Source organism: Flavobacterium sp. CECT 9288 (assembly GCF_918731615.1).
Classification (GTDB): Bacteria; Bacteroidota; Bacteroidia; order Flavobacteriales; family Flavobacteriaceae; genus Flavobacterium.
The window spans coordinates 3,592,920-3,605,158 of sequence record NZ_OU957226.1 but is presented as its reverse complement, the minus strand read 5'-3'; the positions used below and the strand labels follow the sequence as shown (position 1 = coordinate 3,605,158).

11 protein-coding genes and 1 pseudogene are annotated in these 12,239 nt (G+C 35.5%); 2 read left to right on the top strand and 10 right to left on the bottom strand.

What is annotated here, in order from left to right; translation table 11 throughout:
• Positions 1-23: 23 nt before the first annotated feature.
• The 3 genes from LQ189_RS15865 to LQ189_RS15855 all read right to left on the bottom strand — a co-directional run bounded on the left by LQ189_RS15865 (position 24) and on the right by LQ189_RS15855 (position 3,046).
• Positions 24-1,061 carry an aldo/keto reductase gene (locus LQ189_RS15865; protein ID WP_230158513.1) on the bottom strand — a complete coding sequence of 346 codons (1,038 nt, stop codon included), beginning with the start codon at positions 1,059-1,061 and terminating at the stop codon, positions 24-26.
• A gap of 81 nt (positions 1,062-1,142) precedes the next feature.
• Positions 1,143-2,084 carry an OmpA family protein gene (locus LQ189_RS15860; RefSeq protein ID WP_230158511.1) on the bottom strand — a complete coding sequence of 314 codons (942 nt, stop codon included), beginning with the start codon at positions 2,082-2,084 and terminating at the stop codon, positions 1,143-1,145.
• A 200-nt stretch (positions 2,085-2,284) separates the two neighbouring features.
• Positions 2,285-3,046, bottom strand: a complete 762-nt coding sequence (locus LQ189_RS15855; protein ID WP_230158509.1) for an exodeoxyribonuclease III — start codon at positions 3,044-3,046, stop codon at positions 2,285-2,287.
• 206 nt (positions 3,047-3,252) lie between these two features.
• Between LQ189_RS15855 and LQ189_RS15850 the strand changes: the two genes are divergently transcribed.
• Positions 3,253-5,055, top strand: coding sequence for a lysophospholipid acyltransferase family protein (locus LQ189_RS15850; RefSeq protein WP_230158507.1), 1,803 nt, complete (start codon positions 3,253-3,255; stop codon positions 5,053-5,055).
• 61 nt (positions 5,056-5,116) lie between these two features.
• Here the strand turns inward: LQ189_RS15850 and LQ189_RS15845 are convergent, their stop codons facing one another.
• Both LQ189_RS15845 and LQ189_RS15840 read right to left on the bottom strand, forming a co-directional pair.
• Positions 5,117-5,398 (bottom strand): TM2 domain-containing protein, encoded by a 282-nt coding sequence (locus LQ189_RS15845; RefSeq protein WP_086453084.1) that lies wholly within the window; start codon positions 5,396-5,398, stop codon positions 5,117-5,119.
• Between the two features lie 454 nt (positions 5,399-5,852).
• Positions 5,853-6,791: pseudogene (locus tag LQ189_RS15840) on the bottom strand (2-hydroxyacid dehydrogenase); the annotation flags it as partial.
• Between the two features lie 135 nt (positions 6,792-6,926).
• Here LQ189_RS15840 and nhaA point away from each other — a divergent pair.
• Positions 6,927-8,096 carry a Na+/H+ antiporter NhaA gene (nhaA, locus tag LQ189_RS15835; protein ID WP_230158505.1) on the top strand — a complete coding sequence of 390 codons (1,170 nt, stop codon included), beginning with the start codon at positions 6,927-6,929 and terminating at the stop codon, positions 8,094-8,096.
• A 56-nt stretch (positions 8,097-8,152) separates the two neighbouring features.
• On the opposite strand, the gene LQ189_RS15830 is transcribed toward nhaA, so the two are convergent.
• From LQ189_RS15830 to LQ189_RS15810, 5 genes are all read right to left on the bottom strand, one after another.
• Positions 8,153-8,590, bottom strand: coding sequence for a hypothetical protein (locus LQ189_RS15830; protein ID WP_230158504.1), 438 nt, complete (start codon positions 8,588-8,590; stop codon positions 8,153-8,155).
• A 34-nt stretch (positions 8,591-8,624) separates the two neighbouring features.
• Positions 8,625-9,401, bottom strand: coding sequence for a pyrroline-5-carboxylate reductase (proC, locus tag LQ189_RS15825; protein ID WP_086453081.1), 777 nt, complete (start codon positions 9,399-9,401; stop codon positions 8,625-8,627).
• 220 nt (positions 9,402-9,621) lie between these two features.
• Complete coding sequence (gene mgtE, locus LQ189_RS15820; protein WP_086453080.1) at positions 9,622-10,974, bottom strand: magnesium transporter; 1,353 nt, start codon at positions 10,972-10,974, stop codon at positions 9,622-9,624.
• A complete protein-coding gene (gene rsmA, locus LQ189_RS15815) occupies positions 10,964-11,743 on the bottom strand; it encodes a 16S rRNA (adenine(1518)-N(6)/adenine(1519)-N(6))-dimethyltransferase RsmA (RefSeq protein WP_158730098.1) in 780 nt (259 codons plus the stop codon). The genes mgtE and rsmA overlap by 11 nt, the downstream gene beginning before the upstream one ends.
• A gap of 115 nt (positions 11,744-11,858) precedes the next feature.
• Complete coding sequence (locus tag LQ189_RS15810) at positions 11,859-12,173, bottom strand: DUF4286 family protein (protein ID WP_230158502.1); 315 nt, start codon at positions 12,171-12,173, stop codon at positions 11,859-11,861.
• Positions 12,174-12,239 lie beyond the last annotated feature (66 nt).

Below are 12,239 nucleotides of genomic sequence, written 5' to 3'. Positions count from 1 at the left end.
CTTAAAAAAATACTATTATCAAATTATGGTGCCGGATCCGGAATTAAAGCTTGCACCTCATCAATAGCTTTTAAAATATCATCTGAAAGTGTTACGTGTATGGTATTACAATTTTCTTTTAATTGATCTAAACTGGTCGCGCCAATAATGGTGCTGGTAACAAACGATTGTTGCGCGACAAATGCCAATGATAATTCCGTAAGCGTAAGTCCGTTTTTTACCGCAATTTCCTGATACATTTGTGTAGCTTGTGTACTTTGTGCACTGTTATATCTTGAGAACTGCGGAAACAATGAAAGTCTAGCATTTGGATGACTTTCACCAGTAAGAAACTTACCTGACAAAACTCCAAAAGCCATTGGCGAATAAGCCAGCAACCCTACTTGTTCTCTTGTACAAATCTCAGCTGAACCATTTTCAAAAAGTCTATTCAATAAAGAATACGGATTTTGAATGGTTTTAATTTTAGGTAAGTTTTTATACTTCGCCTCTTCTAAGAAACGCATAATTCCCCATGGAGTCTCGTTAGAAAGACCAATGTGTTTAATTTTCCCTTGTTTTATAAATCCGTCGAGGGTTTCTAGCACAGCTTGAATGTTATCTTCCCAAGCATCTTCTTGTGATTTAAAACCACGTTGCCCAAAAAAATTGGTTTTTCTCTCTGGCCAGTGCAATTGGTACAGATCTATATAATCGGTTTGTAATCTAGTAAGACTTGCCTCTAAGGCATGGGTTAAACTTGCAGGTGAAAAATCTAAGTTCTCTCGCATGTAACCAAAATTGACATTAGGACCTACTATTTTAGATGCCAAAATTACCTCGTCTCTCTTTCCCGTTTTTTTGAACCAAGAGCCAATAATTTTCTCGGTACTTCCATAAGTTTCCTCGCGTGCTGGAACAGAGTACATCTCGGCTGTATCAAAGAAATTAATACCGTTTTCATGTGCATAATCCATTTGGGCGTGACCCTCAGCCTCAGTATTTTGTTGACCAAAAGTCATTGTTCCCAGACATATTTTACTGACTTTTACATCAGAATTGGGTAAAGTAGTGTATTTCATAAAGTCATAACGTTATAAAGTCAAAAGTCATAAAGTCAGTTATTTAAATTGACGACTTTATGACTTTTGACTGTAGAAAAATTAATTAATCTCATTCAACATATCTGCAATAGCATCTAATCTTGGCGTTAAGATAATTTCGATTCTACGGTTTTTAGCTTTGCCCTCAGCAGTGGAATTACTTCCAAGAGGTGAAAACTCACCTCTTCCCGCCGCAGTTAAATTTTGTTTGTTGATTTTTTTATTCTCGCTCAAAATACCCACAATTGCTGTAGCTCTTTTTGTAGACAAATCCCAGTTATCTGCAATAGGGCCAGATGCTGTAAAGGCATCATCATCTGTGTGACCTTCAATCAGCACGGAAATATCTGGATTATCTCCCAGTACTTTTCCTAATTCAACAACTGCTTTTTTACCCTCAGATCCTACTGCCCAACTCCCAGAGTTAAAAAGAAGTTTATTCTCCATAGATACATATACTTTTCCGTTTTTTTGTTGAACAGTAAGACCCTTTCCTTCAAAACTATTCAAGGCCTTAGACAAAGTTTCTTTTAGTTTTTTCATGCTTGCTTCCTTAGCAGCAATCAAATCTTCAAGTTCTTTAAGTCTTTGTGCACTTTTACTCAAACGCTCTTGCTCTAGTGCTAGTGCTCTCCCTTTTTCATCTAGTTGATCCAGCAAATCCCTATTTTTCTTCATGTTGCTTTGTAGCGCATCACCACTATTTTTCTCTAGAGCGGTATAGGAATCTTGAAGCACTTTATACTTGTTTTTACTTGCTTCTAAATCTGCTGCTGCTTTGGCAAGAGCAACTGTAGATTTATCAAGATCAGCTTTTAAGGCGTCTCGGTCTATTTCAAGTTGGTTTTTAGCTTGCGATAACGCTGCGTTTTCATCAGCTAAAGTTCTATTTTCTTTTTTAAGATCTGTAAATTTACTTTCTAGATCATTGTATATTTTCTTGGAAACACAAGATGTTGATAATGCGAGTACCAACAATCCGATTGAAATTTTTTTTATCATTTATTTTAGTATTTATGTTGATTCAATTGTTTATTAGACCGAAATCATTAAGCTTTGAGTATTCTTGTAGCCCCGATAGCAGTAAAAATCCTTGTTGTTTTTCTTTAAAAACAATAAGAATACTTCATTCAACTTTTATTTACATCGGAGTTCAGTGAATTACATTTATAGCGAATAGCATGAACTAGCTTATGATCCTACTATTCTATTTCGACCAAAATAGGGCAATGATCTGAGTGAACAGCATCGGCTAAAATTACAGCTCTTTTTAATTTATGTTTTAAATTTTCACTTACAAGATTGTAATCAATCCTCCATCCTTTATTATTTCCTCTTGCTCCAGCACGGTAACTCCACCATGAATATTGATGCGGTTCACTGTTAAAATGTCTAAAACTATCTACAAATCCTGATTTCATAAACTGATCAAGCCAAGCTCTTTCTTGAGGAAGAAATCCAGAAACATTTTTATTCCGCACAGGATCGTGAATATCTATTGCTTCATGGCAGATGTTGTAATCTCCGCAAATAATAAGGTTTGGAATCTCTTTTTTGAGTTCGTTGATGTAGTTTTGAAAATCATCCATAAACATAAATTTATGATCCAATCTATCCATATTTGTTCCAGAAGGCAAGTACAAACTCATAATAGACACTGAATCAAAATCAGCTCGAAGATTACGTCCTTCAAAATCCATATGCTCAATTCCAGTACCATAAAAAACCGAATTAGGTTTTGTTTTAGACAAAATGGCTACACCACTGTACCCTTTTTTTGTAGCTGGATAATAATATTGATACGGATAACCTGCTTGCGTAATGGCATCAACTGGAATTTGATCTTCAGTAGCTTTAATTTCTTGTAGGCAAATAACATCAGGATTTGCGTGCTGTAACCATTCTAGAAAACCTTTTGTAATGGCTGCTCTTATACCATTTACATTGTATGAAATAATTCTCATCAGGAAAAAAAATTGAAATTAACATTTAAAATCATCAGGCTTAATTTAGAACCATAATACCCAATTTTATGTATCAGTTTTAAAATCTTGTTTAAAAATATACGTTTCAAATGTAACAAAAAAGTAGAAGTTTGATGTAGAAAAATAGAGAAAATGGAGTTTTTTGCTATCTTTGTTTCTTGCACTAAAATAAAGAAAAAAAATACATGGGTCTAGTTACCGCAAAAGAAGTTGCAAAAGCTATTAATGCAGACAAGTACGGCGTTTTGGGTACGTTTTCTGGCTGGATATTAATGAAGGTGCTAAAAATCTCTACCTTGAATAAAGTATACAATAGAAACAAACACCTAGAAGATGTCGCTTTTTTGAATGGAGTTCTTGATGATTTAAAAATAAAATTCGAAATCCCAGAAGAAGACTTAAAAAGATTACCAAAAGAAGGCGCTTATATAACCATCTCAAACCACCCACTTGGCGGAATTGACGGGGTTTTGTTATTAAAATTAATGCTAGAACGCGAGCCAAATTTTAAAATTATCGCTAATTTTTTATTGCACCGCATAACTCCGTTAAAAAAATACATCATGCCTGTAAATCCTTTTGAAAATCATAAGGATGTAAAATCAAGTGTGGTAGGTATTAAAGAGACACTCCGTCATTTAAGTGATGGCAAACCATTAGGTATGTTTCCTGCAGGTGAAGTCTCTACTTATAAAGATGGTAAGTTAATGGTAGACAAACCTTGGGAAGAGGGCGCTATTAAAGTCATTAGAAAAGCACAAGTTCCAGTTATCCCTATCTATTTTCATGCTAAAAACAGTAGGTTGTTTTATTTACTTTCTAAGATTAGTGGGACTTTTAGAACCGCAAAATTACCCTCTGAAGTTTTTAGTCAAAAACGTAGAGTAATCAAAGTTCGTATAGGCAAACCAATCTCTGTAAATGAGCAAAATGAACATACTACTCTTGAGGAATACTCTGAGTTTTTAAGGAAGAAAACCTATATGCTGGCTAATCCTTTTGAAAAGGAAAGCCCATTTTTACCTACTCCTACCTTAAAAATTCCTAAAAGTCCAAAAACGATTGTCACGGCTGCAAGCCAAGACAAAATGATCAAGGAAGTAGAAGGATTGCGTACAACAGATTGCCGCTTACTGCAAAGCAAAAACTACGAAGTGTTTTTTGCAAGAGCTTCAAAAATTCCAAATATTCTTCATGAAATAGGTCGTCTTCGCGAAATTACTTTTAGAGAAGTAGGTGAAGGTACCAATGAATCTATAGATCTTGACAAGCACGATCAATATTACCACCACTTATTTTTATGGGATAACGAAGCTAACAAAATTGCAGGTGCATACCGCATGGGATTAGGAGCCGAAATTTACCCTAAATATGGTATAAATGGTTTTTACCTCAACGATTTATTTAGATTTGAACCTGAATTATATGATATGATGCACAAATCCATAGAAATGGGTCGCGCGTTTATCATTAAGGAATACCAACAAAAACCAATGCCACTTTTCTTGCTTTGGAAAGGAATTATGCACACTACATTACGTTATCCAGAGCATAAATTTTTATTGGGCGGGGTAAGTATCAGCAATCAATTTTCTGATTTTTCAAAATCACTGATGATTGAGTTTATGAAATCAAATTATTATGATCCTTATATTGCTCAATATATTCATCCTAAAAAAGCATATAAAGTCAAACTTAAAGATGCCGACAAAGATTTCATTTTCAACGAGACTGAAGCTGATTTGAATAAATTTGACAAAATAATTGACGAATTGGAACCTGGCAGTTTGCGCTTACCTGTTTTGATTAAAAAATACATCAAACAAAACGCCAAAGTTGTGGCCTTTAATGTAGATCCACTATTTAATAACGCGGTAGATGGCCTCATGTACATAAGAATAGCTGACATTCCCGAAAGCACTATGAAACCGGTAATGGAAGAATTTCAGGCCGAACTAGAACGAAAATTAGCCGAAAAAGAAGATTAATATCAGTAGCATTATATAAATCCCGTCTCGTCCTAAAAAGATAAGACGGGATTTTTATGTTTTAAAACCATGCCTTCTTACCTACTTGATACGTTTGATAAAACTCTTCATCTGATTTTGTCAAATAAATAATCCCTTCAATAAGTCCTAATAAAGTCGTTACGGTTCCACAGGTAAACAAACTAATCAATAACCAAATAATCCCTTCGGTGGTGTAACCCAAAAAAAACTTATGAATTGCTAAAGGTCCTAAAAGAATAGCGAGCAACCCTGCTGGAAGTTTCTTATTGTCTTGTCGGTTATGTTGTGGTTGATTCCAAGATTCGTATTTTTGATTTTCCATCGTTAGTTAATATTAGTTAATTAAGTAGTTTATATATTCTCATTTATAAAAAGGCAGCGTCAATTGGCTCCCAAAGTTCAATTTTATTTCCTTCGCAATCCAGTATCCAAGCAAATTTTCCGTACTCATAAGTCTGCATATCACCCACAATTGTTACACCTTCTTGTATTAATTTTTTCAATAATACCTCTAAATCAAGCACTCTAAAGTTTTGCATGAACTCTTTTTTGCTTGGTTCAAAATAAGTAGTATCTGCAGCAAAAGGCGACCATTGGGTAGAACAATCCGCGCCGTTCTTATCTTTCCACCAAAAAGTAGCTCCGTATTGATCTGTTTTTAAACCCAAATGCTTTTCGTACCAAGCCGTTAAACCTTTAGGGGCATTGGACTTAAAAAAGAAACCTCCAATTCCAGTTACGAGCTCTTCTGGCTCGATATCTTTGGCTTGACCAAAATACTTTGCTTTTATTTTATCTACAATAACTTGTGCTAATCGTTCCTTACTTTCCACAGTCCAACCCGCAATATGAGGCGTTAAAATTACATTTTTAGCTTGCAGTAAATATTGAAACGCTTCGGGAGTATTTTTGTCACTGAAAAGAGTTTCAAAAGAAAGTTTTTCATATTCCAAAACATCAAGACCCGCACCAAGAATTTTTCCTGCTTGTAAAGCTGCTACCAAATCTTGGGTGACTAGATTGTTCCCGCGTGAGGTGTTGATAATCCAAAATGGCTTTGCAAAGTTATTGATAAAGGATGCGTCGATCATTTTATCAGTTTCTGGAGTCCAAGGAACGTGTAAGCTCAGCACATCAACTTCTTGCTGAAATGTATCGAGTGTTACTTGTTTCGCATTGGCATCGCCTACGTTTTCTAGAATGTCGTAGCAAAGTACTTTTACATCAAAACCTCGAAGTTTTTTGGCAAAAGATTTTCCCATATTTCCGTAGCCAATAATACCTACTGTTTTGCCATCTAGCTCATGACCTCTATTACTTTCTCTATTCCACTGTCCTGCTCTAATTTCTTGATCCGCTTGATTCAAGTTATTGAACAATGACAGAATCATTCCTAACGAATGCTCTGCTACTGCATTCCTATTACCTTCGGGTGCGGCTATAAGCGCAATGCCCTTTTGCGTAGCATAATCACAATCAATACTTTCTAATCCAGCACCCACACGTGCTATAAACTGTAAATTTGTTGCCTTGTCTAAAAATATTTTGTCAATCTTAAAACGACTTCTAATCACGATTCCGTGATAATCCTCAATTTTAGATTCAATTTCCTCTTTTGAAGAAACATAATCACTGTGATTATGAAAACCAGCAGCTTGAAGTTGATCCCAGAGTACAGGATGATTGCTGTCTATGTGAAGGATATTGATAGCCATATGTTCTAAATTTTGATTACTCAAATAAACAAAAAAAATACGGTTTATGGAGTAAACGAATGCCATAAGCCTTTAAAATTGTAAATTTGTACTTTGTATTATCCGCTCTCCAACAAAGCAAACTCAAAATAAATAATGAAAGTAACTAAAACATTTAAAGCCTTTTTTGAAAGTGAAAAAGCAGGAGGTATCTTATTACTTTTTGTGACTTTACTATCCATTGCATTGGCTAACTCAGCAGTACAAAACAATTATATTGCATTTTGGGAAACTGAAATTGCACACCATTCTATTACCCACTGGATTAATGATGGTTTAATGACTATTTTCTTTTTATTGATAGGTTTAGAATTAGAACGAGAAATATATCAAGGAGAATTATCGAGTATTAAAGATGCGGCTTTACCCATTTTTGGGGCTTTGGGAGGAATGCTGGTACCGGCAGGGATTTTTTTATTGCTAAACTTTGGTACCATTACACAAAACGGAGCTGGAATTCCTATGGCTACAGACATTGCGTTTGCAATAGGAATTTTATCGCTTTTAGGCAAAAGAGTTCCTACTTCATTAAAAATTTTCTTAACCGCATTGGCAGTCATTGATGATTTAGGAGCTATAATAGTCATTGCTGTATTTTACACGGAAAGTATTGACTACATCAATCTAGGAATTGCATTTGCCATTATGGGGATTTTGTTCATTTTTAACAGACGCAACGTGCACCAACTCTATCCATACTTGATAGGAGGAGCAGCCATGTGGTACTTCATGCTAAATTCAGGAGTACATGCTACCATAACAGGAGTATTATTGGCCTTTGTGATCCCGTTTGGAGATGGAAGCAAAAAAACTTCTTCTTACCGTTTGCAACACTTTTTGCATTATCCGGTAGCGTTTTTTATCCTACCATTGTTTGCTATTGCCAATACAGGAATTGCAATTAGTGCTAACTGGCAAGAAGGTTTAAATCATGCCAACACGATAGGAATCATTTTAGGACTTGTTATAGGAAAGCCTTTGGGAATATGGTTATTCTCCTTTCTAGCGGTAAGTGTAGGTATTTGTACACTGCCCAAGGATTTAAAATGGAGTAGTATTCTGGGCGCAGGAATGCTTGGCGGCATAGGATTTACCATGTCTATCTTTATCACATTATTGGCTTTTAAAAACGATGGTGAAGAAGTAATTACTTACTCTAAAATTGCCATTTTAATAGCCTCTTTTATTGCAGGAACAATTGGGTTTTTATGGCTCAAGTTCAACCTCAAACCGCTTAAACTAAAAAAACAAAATAAGATGCTTTAAATTTCCTCAAAATACAAAACCTCATTTTTTGAATAAATGAGGTTTTTTTTGGAGTATTAAAAACATTTTTTAGAAAAAGATAAGCTAAAACTATTGCCAAAATTATACTGTGTAAACAAAAATAGTATTGCTACAAAAATGATAATTTGAGGTAAAAAAAATCTATCCAAAACAAAAAATTGATAGCATAAAAAAGCTCCAAAAGCCACTTGAATTCCTATCATAAGACCCAATCCTAATTGATACGTAACTCTTGCATTGATAGTAAAGGTTTGTATTTCGCCTGCTTTCACAGTAATTTCTTGAGCTTGTTGTGTTTTGCCGTCATTTATTAGCAAACTATATTTTCCCGGCGCAAGCATTACCTCTTTACGGTTATTTTTATAGTGCATTTCACAGTCTAACTCATTTGCAATTTGTACATTGTAGTGATAAGACTTATTGTAAATATCACCATTTTTTGACATTCTGATTATTAGAGTACATGCATTCATAATCAAGTGTTTTTTTTAGTTACAGTTGATACTTTTATCCTTTAATTTGTTTCAAAGAAGTTTTAATACCGCGAATTAAGGACGAACTAAAACCGTGCATCTCCATTTCATTCAACCCAGCAATGGTACAGCCTTTAGGCGTGGTAACTCTATCTATTAATTGTTCCGGATGTATTTTTTCTTCCAAAAGCATTTGCGCTGCACCTTTTACAGTTTGTGCCGATATTGCGAGGGCAGTTTGCCAATCAAAACCTATTTCGATTCCGGCTTGCATTGAGGCGCGAATGTAGCGCAGGGCAAAAGCTGTACCGCTAGCTGCTAGAACTGTTGCTGCATCCATTAATTTCTCGTCAATAATAGGAGCTGTACCCAAACTTTCAAATAGAGCAACCACCTCTTGGGCCTGTTCTTTATGGGCTTCGTGAAATGCAATACAAGTAGCCGATGCGCCAAACTGTGCCGCAATATTAGGCATGATACGCACTGCATAGTTATTGGCGCCAATTTTAGATTGTAAGTTCTCAATAGACAATCCACTTACTGCGGATGCAATTATTTTATTGGAGATTTGTGGTAGAATTTCGGCCAAAACGGTATCTACCTGATAGGGTTTGATGGTGAGTATAATTACGTCAGCTTCTTGAATTTCGAGAATATTATTCGTTGTTACCGTTGCTCCTAATTTTTCGAGATAAAGTATACTTGAAATGTTTCGTCGCGTAATGGTAACCTGATGGTGTGTAGCAAATTTAGCCAAACCGAGCGCGATAGAAACGCCTAGGTTTCCTCCGCCAATAATGTGTACTTTCATGCGTTGTAGTTTTTTGCTTTTTCAATTTTGTAGTTGATATAAAATCAATAAAGCTTGTAGTTAGTTTTAGTTTAGTTTGCTCAAAAATAGCTAAAACAGCAACACAAACCACAAACTACATAAATGAAAAAGCCAAAAATGAAATCATTTTGAACCAAACTAGTGGCATAAATAGATTTCATTTTGGGCTGAGTGTTCTATTCGAATCTATTTTAAGAGGCTAAAACCCTAAAATCAATCGTGCTATAGAAAAGTAAATTAGAATACCACAAATGTCGTTGCTAGTGGTAATGAAAGGTCCAGTAGCTAAAGCAGGATCTATCCCGAATTTGTCCAGCAACAATGGTATAGCAGTACCTATTAATGATGCAATAATGATTACTGCAATCAAAGCGGTAGTGACAATAATCCCGATAATCATCTCTACATTCAGTAAAAAATGACTTCCTACAAATAAAATACTGGCTAGTATCACACCGTTTAACAAACTTAAAGAAACCTCTTTGATGAGTCGGTTAAAAACGGAACCGCTTAAAGTATTGTTAGCCAAACCTTGTACAATAATTGCCGAAGATTGCACCCCCACATTTCCTGCCATGGCCGCAATAAGTGGGGTAAAAAAGAATAAGTTTCCGTGTTGTAGCATGGCACCTTCAAAAAGTCCCAATACTTTTACAGAAACAAAACCACCTAATAATGCCAGAACCAACCAAGGCAAACGCGCCTTTGTGTGTTCAAATATACTATCATCGGCTTCTACGTCTTGTGAGATACCCGCTGCTAACTGGTAATCCTCGTCTGCTTCGTCCTTAATTACATCTACAATGTCATCAATGGTAATTCTACCTACTAACCTTCCTAATTCGTCCACAACAGGAATGGCTTCTAAATCGTACTTTTGCATGATACGAGCTACCTCAACATCCTCTGTATCTACTTTTACCGAGTTTAATTTTCGGATATAAACATCATTAATAGGTGTTCTTGACGAAGTAGTTAACAAATCCTTAAGTGACAAACGCCCTTTTAAACGATCTTCATCATCTACCACGTAAATGGAGTGTACTCTGGAGATATTTTCGGCCTGAATACGCATTTCTTTCACGCACGTAAGTACATTCCAGTTTTCATTGACTTTAACCAACTCCTTGTGCATGATTCCACCAGCGGTGTCCTCGTCATAGCGCAATAAGTCAACAATATCTTTGGCATGCTCCACATCCTGAAGCTCTGAAATTACTTCGGCTTTTAAGTCTTGCGAAAGCTCTGCAATAATATCCGCAGCATCATTGGTTTCTAGTTCATCTAATTCCTCCGCAATTTCCTTTGGCGAAAGCCTGCTTAATATGTTTTCACGCAAATCATCTTCTAATTCCAGAAGAATTTCGGCGGTTTTTTCACTGTCTAAAACTTTAAAAATGTAAGTAGCCTCGTTAAAGTCCAGCTCGTCTAGAATTTCGGCAATATCAGCATGGTGCATGTCATTCAATAATACTTCCAGTTGCTGGTCGTTCTTGTTTTGAATGAGTTGCTCTAATTCTTGTATTAGTACTTTGCTGATTTTAAACTCCATCGGCTTCTATTTTTTGAGTAAGGGAAATAAATTGTGCTACATCTAATTGTTCTGGACGAAGGTTGAAAATTTCATCCTCACGTAAAGCATCTGATAAATTTAAGGTCTTTAAGCTGTTACGTAACGTTTTTCGCCTTTGCTGAAAAGCGGTTTTAACTACTGTGAAAAATAATTTTTCGCCGCAAGGCAAACTATAATCTTTTTTACGGCGTAACCTTAAAACCCCTGATTTTACTTTGGGTGGCGGATTAAAAACATTTTCGTCTACGGTAAACAAATACTCCGCATCATAAAAAGCTTGTACCAGTACCGAGAGAATTCCATACGCCTTTGTTCCTTTCTTTTCACAAATACGTTCTGCTACTTCTTTTTGAAACATACCTGCAAACTCGGGTATTTGTTCTTTGTATTCTAATGTTCTAAAAACAATTTGTGTTGAAATATTATACGGGAAGTTCCCAATTATAGCAAACTGCTTCCCTTCAAAAATTTCATTGATGTTGTATTTCAAGAAATCTTTAGAGATAATTTTATCTTTCAATTTTGGATAATTAGCATCCAAATACGTGACTGATTCAGTATCAATTTCAATAACGTAAGTGTTTACAGGTTTATCCAATAAATATTTTGTCAAAACTCCCATTCCCGGACCTATTTCTAAGACATCATCATACCCTTCTAGGTTTAGCGTGTCAGCAATATCCTTAGCTATACTTTCATCTTTTAGAAAGTGTTGTCCTAAGTGTTTTTTGGCGGTTACTTTTTCCATTTTTTTGCTGAACTTATTTCAGTATGTATTTGTTTTGCCACTTAGGCATAAAGTTTATATTGTATTTGCGATCCATTTTTAGTCTGGATACTAGTTGTTTATAAGATTACGCTACTTATTTATAATCTCCAATCAACTCAAGTTCAGTTCTAAAAGCTAGCATTTTATCTCCAAATAATCGTGCTCCTTCTTCACGAAAACTAGGTGCATGTTCTTGATAATACCGCTGCAAGGTCTCCTTACTTTCTGTTTCATATTGTACAGAGTAGGTTACTCCTCCCATTTCTTCTTCAACCAATACGCGAACCAATCGGGCTGATGAAAACAATCCAGTTGCCAAGATTTCAGGAATGTGTTTGTGTTGCATCCAGATCATCCATTGATCGTGTACGCTTTCATGTATGTTTGTAGTGACGTTGTATATAATCATAAACTGACCCTGACCCTAAAAAAAGGGAAAACCTACCAGGGATAGTAGGGTTAAAAAAATTAATAT

What these genes read in the sequence shown, in the direction of transcription:
- LQ189_RS15865 (WP_230158513.1), bottom strand. Translation starts at nt 1,061, where the DNA reads ATGAAATACACTACTTTACCCAATTCTGATGTAAAAGTCAGTAAAATA.
- LQ189_RS15860 (WP_230158511.1), bottom strand. Translation starts at nt 2,084, where the DNA reads ATGATAAAAAAAATTTCAATCGGATTGTTGGTACTCGCATTATCAACA.
- LQ189_RS15855 (WP_230158509.1), bottom strand. Translation starts at nt 3,046, where the DNA reads ATGAGAATTATTTCATACAATGTAAATGGTATAAGAGCAGCCATTACA.
- LQ189_RS15850 (WP_230158507.1), top strand. Translation starts at nt 3,253, where the DNA reads ATGGGTCTAGTTACCGCAAAAGAAGTTGCAAAAGCTATTAATGCAGAC.
- LQ189_RS15845 (WP_086453084.1), bottom strand. Translation starts at nt 5,398, where the DNA reads ATGGAAAATCAAAAATACGAATCTTGGAATCAACCACAACATAACCGA.
- nhaA (WP_230158505.1), top strand. Translation starts at nt 6,927, where the DNA reads ATGAAAGTAACTAAAACATTTAAAGCCTTTTTTGAAAGTGAAAAAGCA.
- LQ189_RS15830 (WP_230158504.1), bottom strand. Translation starts at nt 8,590, where the DNA reads ATGAATGCATGTACTCTAATAATCAGAATGTCAAAAAATGGTGATATT.
- proC (WP_086453081.1), bottom strand. Translation starts at nt 9,401, where the DNA reads ATGAAAGTACACATTATTGGCGGAGGAAACCTAGGCGTTTCTATCGCG.
- mgtE (WP_086453080.1), bottom strand. Translation starts at nt 10,974, where the DNA reads ATGGAGTTTAAAATCAGCAAAGTACTAATACAAGAATTAGAGCAACTC.
- rsmA (WP_158730098.1), bottom strand. Translation starts at nt 11,743, where the DNA reads ATGGAAAAAGTAACCGCCAAAAAACACTTAGGACAACACTTTCTAAAA.
- LQ189_RS15810 (WP_230158502.1), bottom strand. Translation starts at nt 12,173, where the DNA reads ATGATTATATACAACGTCACTACAAACATACATGAAAGCGTACACGAT.